This window comes from Huijunlia imazamoxiresistens (assembly GCF_037132455.1).
Lineage (GTDB): Bacteria > Bacteroidota > Bacteroidia > Chitinophagales > Chitinophagaceae > Flavisolibacter > Flavisolibacter imazamoxiresistens.
Window position 1 is genome coordinate 174,006 of record NZ_JBBBEI010000005.1, and the last position, 18,631, is coordinate 192,636.

8 protein-coding genes are annotated in these 18,631 nt (G+C 62.2%); 3 read left to right on the forward strand and 5 right to left on the reverse strand.

All coding sequences use genetic code 11. The annotated features are described in order from the left end of the window. Positions 1-15: 15 nt before the first annotated feature. From V9K67_RS08150 to V9K67_RS08160, 3 genes are all read right to left on the reverse strand, one after another. Positions 16-2,799 carry a CHAT domain-containing protein gene (locus V9K67_RS08150; protein WP_336721364.1) on the reverse strand — a complete coding sequence of 928 codons (2,784 nt, stop codon included), beginning with the start codon at positions 2,797-2,799 and terminating at the stop codon, positions 16-18. 177 nt (positions 2,800-2,976) lie between these two features. Further along, a complete protein-coding gene (locus V9K67_RS08155; protein ID WP_336721365.1) occupies positions 2,977-4,365 on the reverse strand; it encodes a S8 family serine peptidase in 1,389 nt (462 codons plus the stop codon). A gap of 253 nt (positions 4,366-4,618) precedes the next feature. Continuing rightward, positions 4,619-7,591, reverse strand: coding sequence for a S8 family serine peptidase (locus V9K67_RS08160; protein WP_336721366.1), 2,973 nt, complete (start codon positions 7,589-7,591; stop codon positions 4,619-4,621). A gap of 538 nt (positions 7,592-8,129) precedes the next feature. On the opposite strand from V9K67_RS08160, the gene V9K67_RS08165 reads away from it, so the two are divergent. Further along, positions 8,130-12,059 carry a M6 family metalloprotease domain-containing protein gene (locus V9K67_RS08165; protein WP_336721368.1) on the forward strand — a complete coding sequence of 1,310 codons (3,930 nt, stop codon included), beginning with the start codon at positions 8,130-8,132 and terminating at the stop codon, positions 12,057-12,059. A 69-nt stretch (positions 12,060-12,128) separates the two neighbouring features. On the opposite strand, the gene V9K67_RS08170 is transcribed toward V9K67_RS08165, so the two are convergent. Together V9K67_RS08170 and V9K67_RS08175 are read right to left on the reverse strand one after the other, a co-directional pair. Then, positions 12,129-13,361, reverse strand: a complete 1,233-nt coding sequence (locus V9K67_RS08170; RefSeq protein WP_336721370.1) for a hypothetical protein — start codon at positions 13,359-13,361, stop codon at positions 12,129-12,131. After that, the gene (locus V9K67_RS08175) at positions 13,348-15,735 is read right to left on the reverse strand and encodes a DUF2339 domain-containing protein (protein ID WP_336721371.1); all 2,388 of its coding nucleotides are present in this window, start codon (positions 15,733-15,735) and stop codon (positions 13,348-13,350) included. The genes V9K67_RS08170 and V9K67_RS08175 overlap by 14 nt, the downstream gene beginning before the upstream one ends. 112 nt (positions 15,736-15,847) lie before the next feature. Between V9K67_RS08175 and ggt the strand changes: the two genes are divergently transcribed. Then, positions 15,848-17,563, forward strand: a complete 1,716-nt coding sequence (gene ggt / locus V9K67_RS08180; RefSeq protein WP_336721373.1) for a gamma-glutamyltransferase — start codon at positions 15,848-15,850, stop codon at positions 17,561-17,563. Between the two features lie 208 nt (positions 17,564-17,771). Beyond that, the gene (locus V9K67_RS08185) at positions 17,772-18,449 is read left to right on the forward strand and encodes a porin family protein (protein ID WP_336721374.1); all 678 of its coding nucleotides are present in this window, start codon (positions 17,772-17,774) and stop codon (positions 18,447-18,449) included. Positions 18,450-18,631 lie beyond the last annotated feature (182 nt).

Genomic DNA, 18,631 nt, shown 5'->3' on the forward strand with positions numbered 1-18,631 from the left:
GGATTTTCCAGGGCCTTAGCGGCGGCTCCGGCGCTTCCACTTCCAAAAAACCCCGGCCGCCAGTAGGGCCATGCCGGCCCCCAGGGCGCCTGCTTTCCACGGAAAGGGCCTGGTGAATGCGATGGGGTCGGTCTTGCCGGCCAGGATCATGGAGGCCCAGTAAAACGGCAGCTGCTCGGTGCGGGAGGCCGTGCGAAGAAATTCCAGCTTGGCCCGTTGCAGGGCCTCGTCGCTGGGAAGACCTTTGTCCAAATATTGGTAAAAAAGCTCGGTCAGGCGGTAGGTGGTCTGGTTGTTCACGCTCCACAGGTTGGTGACCGAAGCGGGAATGCCCACCGCCGCCAGCCCCCGGTTGAAGCTGAACACCCCTTCGCCCCGGTACACCCGGCCCGAGCCGGTTTCGCAGGCCGACAGGATCACCAGGTCGGTCACCGGCCGCCGCCCCGTCACCAGGTCGGACAAGTACAGCACCGAGTCGGCCAGGTAAATGGCCGGTTCGCCCGTCTGCCCGCTGTCGGTGGCATGGGTATAGAGCTGGATCACCCGGTGCCGGTAAAAGCCTTCCAGGAAGTTGGCGCGGGTAGCCTGTTCGAACAGGAAAACGGCGGGCTTTTGAAAATGTTCGCGGATGCGGTCCAGCGAATGATCGCTGGCGTCCAGTGGGGCCAGGTTCCAGCCGGGGGGAAACCGCACCGGCGCGATGCCCATAAAGCTGGCCGCCCGGCGCGGCGCCGCCGACGCTTCCTGCAGCAGCAGGTAGCGGGCCGAATAGGTATAGCTCACCGCATGGTCGTTCAGCAACCAGGTGACCGAGTCGCCGCTTTGCCGGCTCACCAGGGCCTCGAAGGGAAAGTAGCGGCCGTCGGGGGCCACCACCAGGCGGCCCGCCGGCAGGGGCGTGGGGCCGAAGATCAGCTGGTGCAGCCGGTGCGCCACCTGCACAAACGTGTTGAACTTGCGGTTGAGGAGGGGTTCGTTGGAAATATAGGAAATATAATCGGCCACCTGGCGGTCGTACTCCTGCTTGCCGATTTTTTTAAAACGGAGGGCGTCGGGTAGCAGCACCAGGACGTACACGGCGCTGTCGCCTTCGAACAGCTCCACCATGCCCTGGCGGTGGCGGCGCAGGTGTTGTTGCAGTTGGGGCAGGGTCACGAAGGAGGAGTCCAGAAAATTGTTGAAATAATAAGGCGCCCGTTTTTTGAGGTCCTCCATGAGCCGGGAGAGCGCCTGTTCGCTGTTGAACACCTGGTTGACCAGTTCGTCTCGGCGGCGCCCGTTGCCCGGCAGGGCCGCCAGTTCCCGTTTCCCTTTCACCAGCTCGGTTTGCAGCTGCGCCTGCCTTTCCAGGGCGGCGGCATTTTTTTTCACCAGCCATTCCTGCTCCCGCAGCTGGTCGTACAGCAGGGCCGAGCGCCCCTTTTCAAAGAAGTAGAAGGCCTCGGCGGGCCGCTGCAGCAGGTAGCACACTTCGATGGCGTTCTCGTACAGGCGGCAGGTGTTTTGTCGCCAGAACAGCTTCGATTCGCTGGCCTGCTGTTCGAAGCGCATGGCGTCCACCACCTTGTCGGCCAGGTAGTAGGTGCGCAGCGCCTGCTGCAGGTAGGGGCCGTGGCGGGTGCTGCGGTATTTGTCGAGCCAGAGGTCGCCCTTGCCCGCCACCAGGTTCAGCGCCATCACCTTGCCGGAGCTTTGTGCCAGCTGCCCGGCGTCGGGGTCGGCCGCCGGGTCGGGGTTGCGGAAGCCCAGGGGCAGTGCCAGCAGGGCATACTGCAGGTAGCGGAGGGAGCTGTCGTACTGCTTTTCCTTGTTGAAAATGGCGCTGATATTCGTGTAGTACAGGAGGGTGTCGTCGTTGCTGCCGGCATAGCGGAGGGCCTTGCGGTACCAGGTTTTTCCCTGCGGGTAGTCGGCCAGTTCTTCCGTGTACGTATAACCGATGTTGTTCAGCGAGGTAAAGCACCCCTGCTGGTGGCCGGTCTTGCGAAACAGCTCCAAGGCTTTCTGGTAATAATCGATGGCCGGCAGCGGCTTTTTCGCATGGATCAGGGTTTTGGCGAAGATGGTGTAGGCGTTGGCCAGGTCGGCCAGGGTGGCGAAGTCGGGTTCCCGCAATTGAAAAGCTTCCTGGTAAATGGCCACGCTGCTGCGGATGGCGGCAGTGGCCGCCTGGGGCTCGTTGATTTCGGACAGGGCCTGGGCCTTTTCGCGCAGGCAGGAGGCTTCCAGCAAGGGATCGGCCAGCTCGCGGGAGAGCAGGGCTCCTTTTTCGGCGTGGAGCACCGACAGGCCATAGTCGCCTTTCCGGAAAAAGAGGTTCGACAGGTTGAGCTGCGACAGGGCGGCGAAGCGCCGGTTGGCCGCGTAGGGCCGGGCATAGGCGATGCAGGAGTCGAAGGCCGCCTGGCTTGGGGCAAAGCGGTTTTGGGTTTTGTAAAAGATCGCCAGGTTGTAATAGCTCTTGGCCAGGTGGGCGGGGTTGGTGCTGGGGTTGCGGAGGCGGCCGGCCTGCACCGCGGCTTCGGCATAGCGGATGGCCCGGGGCAGGTCCTGTTTCAGAAAATACAGCACGCCCAGGCGCTGCAGCAGGCTGGCATAGGACGAGTCGGCGGTGGTGCCGCAGGCGATGGCCTGTTGCTGCAGGCCCTGCAGCTCTTCCAGCTGGGCTTCAGGCGTCCGCGCCGACTGCCGCAGGTACTCCACCCGTTCCCACAGCTCCGTGCCGGTCAGGCATTTTGCACTTCCGGGCTTTGCCAGGAGGAGCAATAGCAGCAATCCTATCGTCCGTATCCTTTTCAAGTTTACGCGTTTACGGGTTTACGAGTTTACGAGTGCGTTCCTGAGTTGGGGCATTGAGAAGTTCGGAAGAAACTACAAAAGTCTTGAAGACTTTTGTAGTTTTTCGTTTTTGCGGGTCTTTTCCTCCCGGAGTTACGCCAACCTGTAAACTTGTAAACCCGTGAACGCGTAAACTGGTTACTGCGCCACCCGCTTTCCCGTTCTGACCCTGGAAACCAGCGCGGGTTCCGGGGCGCCGGCGGGCAGGATCCTGACCAGGACGTTTTCCTTTAAGGAGCCGCCGGTGGGCAGGCCGGCGTAGAAATGGCGCAGGATGATCCCCGTTAACGCAGCCGTGCTGAAAGAGGTGCAGCTGGGCAGCCAGGCAGGGATACCCGAGAAGGGATTCAGCATGCCGCTGACATTGACACGGCCTGATACGGCGGCATCCACGTGCAGCCGCGAGAAGTTATTGCCGCCGCAGACGCCATTGGAGGTGGCGGAGGTAACGGTAATGATGTTGGGGTAGCCGAGGGCGCCCTTGCTGAAGGAGGCCGGGTAGTGCGGGAAGGTGGTCAGGTCCACGTAATCGTTGCCGGCCGCGGCCACCAGCAGGATGTTTTTGAGCTGCAGCCTCCGGATGGCGGCCTGGAGCGCCAGGTTGATTTTTCCATAGTAGCCCCAGGAGGCATTGACCACGGTGGCCCGGGCCAGCTCGGCAAACCGCAGGGCGCAGGCCAGGTCGGACAGGGCCGCATTACCGGTGGCGTCGAAGGCCTTCAGCGGGATAATGGCGGGCCCCAGCTCGGGGGTTTGCTGCAGCACCAGCCCGGTGACGTGGGTGCCGTGTTTCATGGCCGCATTATCGTCCATGATGTCCTGGTTGTTGCGGATAAAGTTCCAGCCGAAGAAGCGGCTCCGGTTCATGAGGGCGGGGTTGGTGATGCCCACCAGGTGGTAGTTGGCCGGGGAAGCCGGCAGCAGGAACCGGGCATAGGTGGTGGCCGGGAAGTAGCGCAGGGTATCCAGGCCGGTATCGATCACCGCCAGCCGGACCTTCCCGGGCTTGCCGGTATAAGCGAAGGGGCGGGGGGCGGGCAGGCGGGTGGAGGGGGTGCCGTTGCGGAACAGCAGGTTCTTCGACAGGATCAGCCGGGTAGTGCTGTTACCGGGACCGCTGACGCCTACCGTCGTGGAGGTTGGTGACAGTTTCGAGCCGGGCCCGTTGATGATCAGCGAATCCACGATGGGGTCGATGCCCCGTCCCCTCATAGTGATGATGTTGGGGTCGCAGATACAGCGGGTAAACGCCACCCGCAGGTTGGGAAAATATTTCTGGCGCAGGATCGCTTCGATCACCTTGCGCTGTTCGTCCCTGGTGTCTTCGGGTAAAATGAGGAGGGCTTCGTTGGGCCGGTAGCGGGAGGGCTCGGGCTGCCGGGTTTGTTGCGCAATGGCCGAGGGCGGGGCGGCCGCCGTATCGGCCGGGGTTTCCGGGGCGAGGTCTTTCCGGCAGGCGGTAAAGAGAAGGGCGATAAGGACCGCGGGGAACAGGGTGCGGCGGTAAAGGTGCCTGAACTGTTTCATACTGCAATTTTTGGATAAACAATCTGGTTCCGGGAAACAGTCATAAGGTGCCGGACAGTAAAGCAGCCGGTCTGCCAGGGCCGGTTGCGGGCAATACTTTAATAATCGTGGATTTGTTGGAAATGGGAACGGATTGTCCTGAGAAATTAAACGGCAGAGCGTTATCCATGATTCAAAACAAGAAAAGCCGGTTGGCTCCCGCCCGGGCGGGAGCCAACCGGCTTTTAGGGTGGTTGGTTTTTCTTTGCTTGTGTTACCGGATCACCACTTTCCGGGTGTGCAGGCGGTTGTCTTTTTCATCCGTCAGCGCCACGATGTACATGCCCGGCAGCAAGCGGCCGGCGGGCACCGACGCCTGGTTGGTCATGGCCAGGCGGGCGACCACCTGCCCGTTGCCGTTGAGGATCCGGACCGCGTAGCGGCGGCCGTCAAACTTTTGCAGCAGCAGCTGGCCGCCGTTCTGGAAGGCGTTCAGCTGGGCGGTCTTCGTTTCTGCCTCCGGTACGGCCTGCGGCGCGGATACACCGGCCTTCGTCTGGAGGATCTCTTGGACAAACCGTACGTCGAACCGCTCGCCGCCGATAACCGTCCGCTGGGACAACAGCTGCAGGTCGAACAGGAACAGCTTGTCCGGGCTGAAGACCCTGGTTGCCAGTTCCACCGTTATGCTGCCGATCTGGTCGGGGCGGATGGGAATGCCATAGATGGTAGCCGCCGTGTCGTACAGCCGGATCCGCACCCGGCCGGTCGGATCGCGGTACACTTCGCCCTTATCCACCTTGCCGCCGGCCTGCAGCCAGGGACCGGTGAATACGCCCAGGTCAATGTCCAGCTGGGCGGCCTGCAGGATGTTGTTGTTGCCTTTTTCCCGCGGTACCACCAGTTTCAGGTCGGCGGCCGTGAATTTCTGGCGCAGGAACCTGGAGCCGGTCAGCAGCACCGAGGTGCGGATGGGGTAAAACTCCGGCAGCAGCTCGATCACCGATACGTTCTTCCAAACAATGTTGTTGTTGTTGCGCACATTGGCGCCCAGGTCAGGGGTTTCGGGGAAGGCCATGCCGTAGGGGCTCGACGGCCTGGTTTCGAGGCGCGCCAGCAGGCAGTAATGCGCCGAGGCGGCGCCGAAGCAGTCGGAGAAGCTGCTGGGTTTGGCAGGCACCCACGGAAAGACGAGCACCGTGGAACCACCGGCGCCCACGGCCGGCACTGCCTTGGTGCCGATAGCGCCGCCCACGGCCACCACGTTCCCGTTGCAATAATAGTTGGCGCCCACCCACGGATAGCTCCAGCCCAGGCCGGCGGCGGCATGCGCCCAGTACAACTTGAGGTTGTTGCCGCTGGCAGCCGAGGCCAGGGTGCCGCGGTTGCGCACCTTCACGTACACGTAGTTAGTAACATTGGCTTTCGGGTTCTGGTGCACCGTGCCGCCGTCCATGCTGTTGCGGACCCAGATGTCGGGCGAAGCGTAATAGGGCAGGGTGGAGGGGTTGGCTTCCAGGCCCGTGTCGGTCGACTGGTCCTGCATCCACAGGTCGGCGCCGGCCTGCAGCACGGCCCGGTACAGGTTCAGGCGGCCAAAGCCCAGTTCGTTGCTGAAGCCCGAGGCGTTATAGGCGTAGCCGCCCACCTTGTCGGCATTTTTGGTGAGGATGTGGAACACCTGCTGCTGGGTAAGGGCCGCGTTCAGCGACAGCAGCAGGGCGGCCGCGCCGGCTACCTGCGGGCAGGCCGAGGAGGTGCCGCCCATGCGGCCGGTATAGGAGGGGTAGTTGGTGCCGGCTGCCGGCAGGTAGGTGGCGCTGCTGGGGTTGTAGCCCGCCGTTCCCGGCTGGTCCATGGACCAGATCTCGAAGTTCTCGCCAGAAATCTGGCTGGGATAAGCCCGGTGCGAGGGGGCCACCAGGTCCACCACCTGGTTGTTGGTGCTGGCGGTATTGCTGGTCGGACTGTAATTGGCCTGCCGGTCGTAGCGGTCGGAGGCGCCGACGGTGAGCACGCCGGCCACGTTCACATTGCCCGGGAAGGTGACGAAGCCTTTGTTGGCGGCTGCCTGGTGGGCGGTATTGCCCGCGGCAAACACCAGCACGCAGCCCTTGCCGCCGCGGCCGGTGGTCACGGCGTCCTGGATGGCACTGACGATGGCCGGGACGAAGTTGGGGTTGGACGTGCTGTAGCCCCAGCTGTTGGACAGCACCTGGGCGCCGTTGTTCTTGGCAAAAGTGATGGCATTGGCGATGTTGGCGTCGGAGGCGGCGGGGTTGAGCAGCTTCACGGGCATGATGCGGCAGTTGGGCGCTACGCCGGCAATTCCTTCGGCATTGTTGCGGGTGGCGGCCACGATGCCGGCGCAGGCGTTGCCGTGGTTGCCGTTGGTGGTGGGGGAGGGGTCGTTGCCCGGGGTGGAGGTGGAGAAGTTGCTGCCGTTGAGCCGCACCTGCCGCGTATTGGGCAGGTCGGGGTGGTTGGCGGTGACGCCCTCGTCGAGCACGGCCACCACCACGCTGCTGCTGCCCATGCTGATGGGCCAGGCGGCCGGCGCCTTGATGTCGGCGCCCGGGGTGCCGGTATGGCCGTCGTTGATCACCTGGCCGGTATTGTGCAGGTTCCACTGAAAGTTGAAGTAGGCGTCGTTGGGCACCTGGTGCAAGACCAGGGGGCGGAAGAAGTTGGGGTGGGCAAATTCGGTGGCGCCGCTTTCCATCACCGCATTGGCCGTAGCCAGCGTGCCGGCGGCTTTGGGGACCAGGTAGGTCTGGAAGACCTCGCCTTTCTGCTTCAATACGAGGCCGTATCGTTTCACCAGGCTGTCGAGCTGGATGGGGGGCAGGTCCCTACGGAACCGCAGCAGGATCTCTTCGGTGGCTGCCAGGTCCATGCCTTCCGCCGCCGTCCGGTACAGGGGCTGCAGGCTGCGCACTTCTTTAAGTCCCCTGAGGGCGCGCAGCAGGGCGGCGGTATCCTGCCCCGTGGCGGCCAGCACGGTGCGTTCGTCTTTCCACTGTTCGGTTTTCAGCAAGCCTTCCCGTTCGTAGCGGAGCAGCACGCCCCGGGCGGTGGTGCTGTCGAGGAAGCGGATGACGTATTTATAGGGAACGGTGCGCAGGTACACCCGTTGCTTAAAGGCATAATAAAAGGCTTCGTTCTGGTAATAGCCGAAGGCGCTGACCAGCACCGTGGTCACGGCCAGGGCCAGGAAGATACAGGCGCATAAAATTTTCTGTTTCATGGTTGATGGTTTTTAATAATGGGAAAAAGGGGCAGCATCCGGAAGGGCACGGGAAGGGTTAACCGAAATTGGCCGGCAACAGCGGGCTTGCGGACCGTGAAGGCCCCGGCAGGCGGGCTGTTCTATGTTACTGGGTCGCATTCCCCGAAGCGGGGGAAACAGGACGGGAATAAAAATTGCCTGTATTCATCAGGAAAAGGCTTTATGCTTTAATGCATTCACGCTCATATTTCTTTTGGAAATCCGGTGGAATTGTGTTAAACTTACAGTCGAGCTATTTGGGTTTTGTCCGTGCCTGAGATCTTTCTCCTTCCCCTATGATCCTTATTGGATGCGCAAGCTGGTAAGCTTTGTCGCTTTACCGCATTCTCTTTCCCGCAACTACGCACCGTTTCGCTTTCCGGCGGCTTTTGCCAGGAGGGTTATTGCTATTTCCGAAAGTCCGTATGCTACCGTATTGAAAATAATGATCATTAAAAATCAGTAAGCCTGCCTGTTAGGGGAAGGCTGCCATACGAAAACCAGAAACCAATATGTTATGAAGTGCAAACCATACAACCTGGGAGGAGGCCTCCTGGCGTTTATCCTGGCGTTTTGCGTAAGTTCGGTACGGGCGCAGATGCTCTCCAACTGCCCGGCCTCACCCTATCCCATCCAGGTACAGCAGGCCAATGGTACCCAACTGACCATTGTGGGGAAAGGAAACATGCGGAAAAACTGGACCGAAACCATGGACGGGTACACGGTTATCCACAACAACGGCAACTATGAATATGCGGTGAAACAAGGCGGCAGGCTGCTGCCGAGCGGCATCGTCGCCCACAATCCCGGTGAGCGCAAATCCACCGATGCCCTCTTTTTGCAGCAGCAGCCGAAATCGCTGAAGCCGGATGCGTCCACCGCTCCCCTTACTTCCGTGTCGGCCATGAGCGAGACGCCCAGCCGGGTGCCGACTACCGGTAATGTCCGGGCGCTGATGCTGCTGATCCGTTATCCCGACCTGACCAGTACCAACACGGTCACGGATTTCAACAACCTCATGAACCAGTCCAGCTTCCGGGGCTCCGGCAGCTTCAAGGACTTTTATGCCGCCAGCTCGTTCAACCAGTATAATGTGACCACTGATGTAGTGGGCTGGTATACCGCGGCACAGTCCTATAACTATTACAGTGAGCAGAGCGGCAGCGTCCGCAGCATCCAGTTGGTACGGGAGGCCGTAGACGCCGCCCAGGCCGCAGGCGTGGATTTTTCCCTCTACGATAACGACCACAACGGCACCGTGGACGGCCTGATTGTCGTTCATGCGGGGCCGGGGGCCGAGGAAGGCGCCCGCCTCCAGTACATCTGGTCGCACCGCTGGTCGCTCTCCGTCGACGGCAAGGCGGTTACCTATGATGGGGTGCTGATCAACGATTACATGATCAACCCCGAACGCCGGATCTATACCAACGCTATGACGGGCAGGGGCGTGTTTTGCCATGAGTTCGGCCACGGCCTGGGGCTGCCCGACCTGTACGATACCGACGGCGGCTCGGAAGGCCTGGGCGAATGGTCGCTGATGGCCAGCGCCTCCTGGCTGGGAAATGAAAATACTCCCGGGAACATGTGTGCCTGGAGCCGCGCCGAACTGGGATGGCTGACCCCTACCGTGCTGACGGCCGGTGGCACCTACAGCCTGCAGCCCGCCAGCGGCAGCAACCAGGTGTACCGGATCAATACGCCCATTGCCAGTGAATACTTTTTGCTGGAAAACCGGCAGAAGACCGGCCTGGATGTATCGATCAACGGCAGCGGCCTGGCAATTTTTCATATCAACACCAACAAAACCACCGGCTCCGTCCGGAACAGCAACGGCGTGAATGCCGATGAAAACGTAAAAGGCATCGACCTGGAAGAAGCCGACAACATGAACCAGCTGGATAACGAGATCAACCGCGGCGACGCAGGCGACCTGTTTCCGGGAACTTCGGCCCGAACGGCGTTCAGTGACAACACCTCCCCCAATGCCCGGACCTATTCCGGCGCTGCTTCCGGCATCGCCATCAGTAATATTGCCATCAGCGGCGGGGTGGCGAGCTTTACCCTGAACGGCCCCCGCACCTATTACCGCGACCAGGACGGCGACGGTTACGGCAACCCCGGCATCTCCACGGTCGCTTCCACGCAGCCCACCGGCTACGTTGCCAATAATACGGACTGCAACGACAACAACGCTGCCATCAACCCGGGTGCCGCCGAACTATGCGACGGCGTGGACAACGACTGCGACGGCCAGATCGATGAAGGCGTGAAGAAGACCTATTACCGCGACCAGGACGGCGACGGCTACGGCAATGGGGCCGTTACGACGCTGGCCTGCGCCGCTCCTTCGGGTTATGTGGCCAATAATGCTGATTGCAACGACAACAATGCGGCCATTCGTCCGGGCGCTACGGAAATCTGCGACGGCATCGACAACGACTGCGACGGGCAAATTGACGAAGGCACCGCCAGCACTACCTACTACCGCGACCAGGATGGCGATGGTTATGGCAATCCCAATGTTACGATGCAGGGCTGCTCGATCCCCACGGGCTATGTGACCAACAATGCCGATTGCGACGATACCAACCCCGCCATCACCAATGTGGGTCCTACTGCGGTCATTAACGGTACCAGCACGGTTTGCGCCAACAGCACCTTGTCGCTGAGCGCTACGGAAGTCACCGGTGCCACCTACGCCTGGACCGGCCCGTCCGGTTTCACCGCCGCCACCCGGCAGATCAGCATTCCCAACATGACGGCGTCCAGGGGCGGTACTTACACCCTTACGGTGACCCGGGGTGCCTGCGCTACTTCGGTAACCCGAAGCGTGACGGTCAATCCGCTGCCTCCCGCCAATGCAGGCACCAGCCAGGCGATCGTGGCCGGTCAGAGCGTCACCATCGGCGCGGCGGCCGTGGCCGGGCGTACCTATAGCTGGACCTCCAACCCGGCAGGCTTTACCTCCGCACTCGCCAATCCTACGGTCAGCCCCACGGTGACGACCACTTATTTTCTTGCCGAAACCATTACGGCAACGGGTTGCCGGCAAACCGGTTCGGTGACCATAACCGTCAGTACGAAGGTGACGCCTTCCGTTACCATAGCGGCAACGGCCACCACGGTCTGCTCGGGAACTTCCGTCACCTTTACGGCCACGCCGGTGAACGGGGGGGCGGCGCCCCGCTACCAGTGGCAGCGCAACGGGGCGGATATTTCCGGGGCTACGGCGGCTACCTATTCCAGCAGCAGCCTGGGCGACGGCAATACCCTCCAGTGTCTCCTGACCTCCAGTGCCGCCGGCGCCGACCCGCTGACCGCCACCAGCAATGAAATCACCATGACCGTATACAGCAGCGCGCCGCCGGAGCCGGCTTCCATCGCCGGTGACAAGAAGGTATGTCCCGGCGACACCCGGAGCTATACGGTGGCGCTCACCCCAAGGGCCATGGCCTACAACTGGACGGTTCCCTCGGGTGTCACCCTCCTGTCGGGACAGGGTACGCGTACGGTGCAGGTTCAGTTCGGCAATACATTCAGCAGCGGCTCCCTGAGGGTGCATGCCACCAACTGCATGGGCACCAGCCCCGTGGAGACCGCGGCCATATCGAAGACGGGCGCACCCGCAGCACCGGATCAAATTACCGGCGCCGCCAGGGTGTGCGTCGGGGAAACGATCACCTACAGCACGCCGGCCGTCACCACTGCTTCCAGCTATACCTGGACGGTTCCTGCAGGCGCCAGCATCCAAACCGGGCAGAACACGGCTTCGATCACGGTGCTGTTCTCCAATACCTTCACGTCGGGCTCCGTCCGGGTGGTGGCCAACAACTGCAGCGGCAGCAGCGATGACGAAGGCCTGTCGGTATCGCTGCAGACAAAGCCTTCCACGCCGGGCAGCATCAGCGGCACCAGCGGCCCGGTTTGCGGCCAGGTGACCACGTATTCGGTTTCCTCCGTCAGCCGTGCCACTACCTACACCTGGACGGTGCCGGCCAACACGGTGATCCAGTCGGGCCAGGGCACCCGCAGCATCCAGCTGGCGCTGCTTCCGGGCTATACCGGCGGCCGCCTGTCGGTAACGGCTTCCAACTGTGCAGGTACCAGCGGTGCCTCGGGCAAAACCCTCAACGACGACAATGCGGAAGCCTGCGCCCCCGGTATAGTGGCGGCCGGTGTCCCGGAAGTCATGACGGCACCGTTGACTGTAAAACTCGCGCCCAATCCCTACTCGGCCTCCAGCACGCTGCGCCTGGAAGGCGGCGACGGCCAGCCGGTACAGCTAACGGTATACAATATCCTGGGGATGCGGATCGAAAAAAGGAGCAACCTGGCCCCCAACAGCCCCGTGCGGATCGGCGGCAACTACCTCCCCGGCATGTACCTGGTGGAAGTGGTGCAGGGCAACCGCAGGGCGGTGGTCCGGCTGGTCCGCCAGGCAGAATAGGTTTTTTTTCCAAACAGGAACAGGCGGCACCCCGGTGCCGCCTGTTCCTGTTTGGGGCCGTATCGTTCCTTACTTTCTTCCCGCCACTTCTCCCGTCAGCCGGTAGGTGAGGAAGCCCAGGACGCCGACCATCAGCAGCACGGCCGGCCACAGCCACCGGCCTTCCGCCTGCCGTTGTGCTTCCGGTCGGTCTTTCCCGTTTACGGTCAGGGGGCCGTAGGTGAGGCTGTGCAGGGAGGGGGGAATACTGTCGGCAAACTGCGCCAGGTCGTAGCGTGGGGCGGCGGCCTTTTCGTTGCCGGCCTGCAGGTAATACGTTTTCCCCGGCTGCAGGTAGGCCACCAGCGAGCGCTGCAGCTGCCCGGTCTGCACGCGGGTCACCTTCAGCGGCGGGTTGTCGCCGTTGTCGACCTTCAGCAGCAGGGCGGTGGTTTTGAGGCTGCCCAGGTCCACTGCCGCGGGCCGGCCCGAGGTCAGGTCAAAGGAGGTGAGCAAAAGAGCCGACCGGCGCCCGCCCGGACCGGAGACCGAATCGAACAGCATTGCCGGGCGGGAGTAGAAGGGCGGCCCGCCCAGCTGCAGCTCCAGCCGGTCCACCAGGTAAGGCTCCGGGCTGCGGATGGTGATGTAGGAAAAGCCGTCGCTGCTGTCGGTTTGCCGGAAAGTGGGGGCGGGGTTGGCCACGTAGAGGGAAGGGGGCTGTGCGGCGGTATCGCGGTACACGCCGGCCTGCAGGATATTCAGCGGGTCGGCGCGGCCGTTCTCCATCCGCAGCCGCAGGTAGGGGTAGCGGCTGAAAGGAAAAAAGATCGATTGCACGACGCTGCCGTTGCGGTCGTCGCCGGCGGGGCGCAGCAGGATGTGGTCGTCGATGGTGTACCAGCGGCGGCGGTCGTGGCTGCCGCTCAGCGCCGTATAGCGGGCTGCCGCCGTATTGGCGATCAGCAGGGCCAGCCGGTCGGTGCCCTCCACGCCCTGTACCGCCAGTTCCAGCACCGTCTGCCCACTATCGGTCAGGCTGTTGCGCAGCACCGGGAAGGGCGTCAGGGCCGTGCCCGCGGGGGCGGCGGTGGAGCGGCGCAGCAGGTAGGGTACCTGCGTTTTGCCCCCTTCGCTGATGCGCACGTCCGACAGGTCGGCCCGGGCATAGGCCGTCAGGGCAGGCTGCAGGGGTATGCGGTAAAACCCCGGGGAGGGCACGGGTTCCAGGGGCGCCTGCACCCGGAAGTCCTGGGCCGAGGCTTCCAGGGCCGTCAGCCCGAGCAGCAACAAGATCCCGGCCGCACGATTATTCTTTTGCATCTTCAATAATAATCTTTTTCAGTTTCTGGTACATGAAGGAAATGGTCAGCAGCAACACGCCCAGCAGGATAAAGGCCAGGATCTTGCCGCCTTCCGAAATGCCCCGGAGGTCGGCGAAGAACAGCTTGACCAGCGCCAGCGAAAACAGGCTGAGCGACACGATGCGCAGCGTTTTGTTCTTGTGGCGCATGCCCAGCCACATCAGGGCAAAGGAACAGAGGGCCCATACGATAGTCAGCCCCGCCTTGGCATACTGCCGGTCTCCTTCGGCTACTGGCAGGCGGCCGTGGGCGGCTACCACGAACACGTGGCGGGCCTCCAGGCTGCAGAGCAGCACCGCCACCCCGCACAGCGCCCAGATAAGGACCTGCTGATAAGGCCGCAAAGAGACCTGCCCGCGCCGCACCAGGCCCACCGCCCCGAACAGCAGCGCCAGGGCCAGCGCGGCGGCCGCCCAATGCACGGCCAGGTGAAGGCCCGGCCAGGTACCCGCCAGCACGCCGTTGCGCAGGCTCGTGGCCAGGGGCGTGCTGAACAGGTAATACCCGAAGAACAAAGCCAGGACCGCAAGCTGCTGCACCGGGGGGAGCACCCCGCGGCGCTTTTGCGCCCACAGCAGCAGGGCCCCGGCAAACAGGGCGGAAACCAGGCGGTGCGCCGCATTGGGCACCTCGTAAGTGGGCAGCGCCCGGAAATACAGGTTGATGCCGAAAACCACCGTCAGGTAGAGCAGCACCACCGAAACGCCGGCGGCGCCCACCAGCACCCACCGGTGGGGCAGGGGCCCGGCATAGGTGCGCTCCGGGGGGTCCTTTTGCAGCAGGAAGGCCCAGGCGGCAAAGGCCGCGGCGGCCACCAGGTTGGTCACCCCGCCGCGTACGTTCGTGTACAGCACGGCCAGCGGGTAGGGTGAGGCCGCGGCGGCCTGCTGCCAGTCCATCAGCAGGCTCACCAGGGTCAGCACGCTCATCAGCGCTGCGGAATAACGAAACAGGGCAATGCCGGAGCGCTGGTACAGCCAGTACAGCAGCACGAATTCGGCGCTCCAGAACAGGGTGATGGCATGGCCCTGCAGTTGTACCGGTATGGCCAGCGACAGGAAGGTAAGGGTGAGCCCGATGAGCAGGTACAGCAGGTTGCGGTCCGCCCCTTTGTGCTTAAAGAAATACCAGGCCAGCGACAGGTTCACCAGGCCCGCGGCCAGGGTAAACAGGCCCTGGTAGCGGCCGTCCTGCACGTAATGCAGCAGCGCCATGCCGGCTGCGAAGTAAGCGCCGGTAAGCACCAGCAGCTGCGTGAAATCGTAGGCCCGGAAGGCCTGGCCGGTCCGGATGGGGTTCAGGGTGTTCATGCCCAGGAAGATCAGGTAGAACAGGGTGGCGAACAGCAGGGCCAGTGGGTAGGAGAGGTTCGGGCCGGGAATGCTGGTAACCATCCAGCCGCCGAAGATAAGCAGGGTGAAGGCGAGCGAGATGCCGTTGATGAGCGGCCAGCGCTTGAAATAAGAAAGCGACAGCAGGCCGGCATTGAGCACCGCCAGGTAGGTGAACAGCACGATGTAGTTGCCCTGGCCCGTACTGACCAGGAAGGGCGTCAGGAAGCCGCCTATGGTAGCGATCACGGCCAGCTCGAGCTTGTTATAGAGCAGCGACAGGGCCACGGCAAAGGCGGTGATGACCACCATCAGCAGGAAGGCCGCCGTTTGCGACAGCAGCTGGTACTGGTGGAAGGCGAAGGCGATGGTGAAATAGAACACGGCGATGCCGCCGCCGGCCAGCACCGACGAGAACGAGCGGTAGCTGTTGCGCAGGTAGTGGGCGATGCCGGTGAGCAGGGCGCCGCAGAGCAGGCCGATGGCCACCCGGCCCCCCTCGCCGATCCAGTCCTTGTCGATGGCGTATTTGACGAAGAAGGCGATACCCAGCACCAGCACGGCGATGCCGATCTTGTTGACCAGGTTCTCGCCGATAAATTTTTCCAGGTCGGGGTTGTTGCGCATCCAGCGGTCGAACCAGCTTTCCTCCGGTTGCTGTGGTTGGGGCGGGGCGGCCTGCCTTTGGGGCTGGGGTCTTTCCGGTGGGGAGGGTATAGCGGGTTGCGGTTGCAGGCGGGGGGGCGGTTCGGGCACCGGCGCGGGCCGGCGGTACACCGGTGGTGCTTGCGGGGGTGCCGGCTCCGGGGCTTTTTCGGCGGCCGGGGCCTGTGCTGCCGGCGGGGCTTTTAAGGTGGTGATTTCCTCCCGCAGGCTGTGGATCTCCCGGGTGAGGGTATGGATGGTGCCGGTCAGCCGTTCCAGGGCTTCGCGGGTAGCGGCATTGCGGGAAAGCACTACCACCACGATAATGACCAGGAACAGCATAAGGATAACTTCCATGAGGCTTCAGTTTGGTGGGCTCAAGATAAAGGAAGTTTGCTGTCGGACCTCACCCGTCGCCGCTAAAGCGGCGACGGGTGAGGTCCCATACCCTTATTGTCGTTATATTTCCATGATGCCCGCAAAAAACCTAATACTCATCAGCGCCCTGGCACTTGCCGGCTGCGGTACCGCAAAGCATACCCTCGACTTCGATCCCTACGCCTACACGGCGGCGAAAAAAGTGACCGCTACCCACGGCGCCGTGGTGTCGGCCCATGCCCTGGCCTCCAAAGCGGGCGTGGCCGTGATGAAGGCCGGCGGCAACGCCTTCGATGCCGCCATCGCCACCCAGCTGGCGCTGGCCGTGGTATACCCCGGGGCGGGCAACCTTGGCGGCGGCGGCTTTATGGTGGCCCGGCGGCCGCAGGACGAACTGCTGGCGCTTGACTTCCGCGAGACTGCGCCCGCCGCCGCCCACCGCGACATGTACCTCGATGCCGGCGGCAATGTCGTGCCGGGCAAAAGCCTGAACGGCCACCTGTCGGCCGGCGTGCCGGGAACGGCGGCCGGCCTGTCCGAAACCCTCCGCTATGCCCGGCTCCCCTTCGCCACCCTCATCCAGCCGGCCATCGCCCTGGCGGCCCAAGGCTTTGTGCTCACCCAAAGGGAGGCGGAGGCCCTGAACGGGCTGCAGGACGATTTTCGCACCTACAATACCGTTAGCCCCGTGTTTGTGAAAAAAGGCAACAACTGGAAGGCCGGCGATACGCTGGTGCAGCCGCAGCTGGCGCGCACGCTGCACCGCATGGCCCGCAAAGGGGCCCGCGGCTTCTACCGGGGCCGCACTGCCCGGCTGATTACCTCCGAAATGCGGCGGGGCGGCGGCCTGATCACTTCCCGGGACCTGAGGACCTACCGGGCCAAATGGCGGCAGCCGCATGCGTTTACCTATAAGGGTTATACCGTGGTGTCGATGCCCATGCCCAGCAGCGGCGGCACCCTGCTGCACCAGATGCTCAGGATGGTGGAAAACCGGCCCCTGCCTTCCTATGGCTTCCTGTCGCCCGAAGCGGTGCAGCTGATGACCGAAGCGGAACGGCGGGCCTTTGCCGACCGGGCCGAATACATGGGCGATGCCGACTTCGTGAAGGTGCCGGTGGATGCCCTTACCAGCGACGCCTACCTCCAGCAACGCATGGCCGACTACCAGCCCGGCCGGGCGGGCAGCAGTGCCACCATCCGCCCGGGCAAGCTGCCGCTGAAAGAAAGCGAAGAAACCACCCACCTCAGCATCCTGGATGCGGAGGGCAATGCCGTGGCCGTCACCACCACGCTGAACAACTGGTTCGGCAGCAAAACGGTGGTTGGCGGGGCGGGCTTCCTGCTCAACGACGAAATGGACGATTTCAGTGCCCGGCCCGGCACCCCCAACCTGTATGGCGCCGTAGGAGGCGAGGCCAATGCCATTGCACCCGGCAAACGCATGCTGAGCTCCATGACCCCCACGCTGGTGCTGCAAAACGGAAAACCCTTCCTGGTAACGGGTACCCCCGGCGGCACCACCATTCCCACCTCGGTCTTCCAGACGCTGGTCAACATCATTGATTTCGGCCTGCCGGCAGCGGAAGCCGTGAACGGCCCGAAATTCCACCACCAGTGGCTGCCCGACCGCATCGATGTGGAGGCTTCCTTTCCCGAAACGGTGCGGGCCGCCCTGGAGCGCATGGGCTATCAAATTACCATTCGGGGCACCATCGGCCGCACCGAAGTGATCCGGGTACTGCCCGGCGGCGCCCTCGAAGCCGTTGCGGATGGGAGGGGGGAGGATAGTGCGGAGGGATTTTGAAAGTTCCTGAGTTCCTGAGTTAGGCGTTCGCAGAAATAAGAAACTACAAAAGTCTTCAAGACTTTTGTAGTTTGACCTGCTTCAGGAACCTCCTCTTCGGAGTTACGATAACTCAGGAACTCAGAAACTCAGGAACTTTTCCTCCCGTTGAAAAAAAGCCGAGGTTGTTATAGTAAAACAGGCATTAATGCCTATTTTAGTGCTTATCATGCGAAAATCAACAGTAAAAGGACTCCTCCTTTGCCTCCTGGTGCCGTTTGTTCAGAAGAGTAATGCACAGGTGCGGGTAGGGGTGTTCGGTGGCGGTCAGGTGACTTCTGCCAAGTATAGTGTCATTGAAAGGTTCAGCCAGGAAAAGATCAAGCAGTCCACCGGCCAGAAGGCGGGCCTGCAACTGGGCACCTCCCTGAAAGTGCCTTTTGAGAACCAGTTGTACTTTTCTCCGGCCGTGTATTACAGCCTGAAAGGCTACAAGGTAACCCTCAACCGGGTAACGCCGATACCGGATTCCGCTGCCGTAAACAACGAGACCCGGATCCATACCATCGAGATCGCCCCCCTGTTGCAATATGATTTTTCGGCCAAGCCATCGCACTTCTTTGTCAAGGCCGGCCCGGCGGTCGACGTTGCCATTTCCGGCCAGGAAAACTTTGATACCAAAGACCAGAAGCATATCGACCGGCCCATGAAGTTCAGCTACCAGGATTACGGTGTTTTCACCGCCCAGGCTATTGTGCAGTTCGGCTACGAAGCCGCCAACGGCCTGTATGTGTTTGCCCACTACGCCCATGGTATCGGCAGCCTGAACAACAATGACCACGGCCCCCGCATTTTACACCGTATCGCCGGACTGTCGTTGGGTTGGTATTTGAACGGGAAGAAATAAATAAAAAGTATACAGTACGAGGTACTTTATGCTGGTATAATTCTTGTCTCTTTTACTTCGATGTTTGGTTTGGTTGTAATCGACTTTTACAAGCATCATTTTTCACTTACAGGAAAATCTTCGCTGTAAGTGGAAACCCGAAGCGGTCGCGAGACCGCTTTTTTTTATGTCCCGGACCAACT

Coding starts and splice junctions, on each gene's coding strand:
- V9K67_RS08155 (WP_336721365.1), bottom strand. CDS start 4,365: ATGAAACAGTTCAGGCACCTTTACCGCCGCACCCTGTTCCCCGCGGTC.
- V9K67_RS08160 (WP_336721366.1), bottom strand. CDS start 7,591: ATGAAACAGAAAATTTTATGCGCCTGTATCTTCCTGGCCCTGGCCGTG.
- V9K67_RS08170 (WP_336721370.1), bottom strand. CDS start 13,361: ATGCAAAAGAATAATCGTGCGGCCGGGATCTTGTTGCTGCTCGGGCTG.
- V9K67_RS08185 (WP_336721374.1), top strand. CDS start 17,772: ATGCGAAAATCAACAGTAAAAGGACTCCTCCTTTGCCTCCTGGTGCCG.
- V9K67_RS08165 (WP_336721368.1), top strand. CDS start 8,130: ATGAAGTGCAAACCATACAACCTGGGAGGAGGCCTCCTGGCGTTTATC.
- ggt (WP_336721373.1), top strand. CDS start 15,848: ATGATGCCCGCAAAAAACCTAATACTCATCAGCGCCCTGGCACTTGCC.
- V9K67_RS08175 (WP_336721371.1), bottom strand. CDS start 15,735: ATGGAAGTTATCCTTATGCTGTTCCTGGTCATTATCGTGGTGGTAGTG.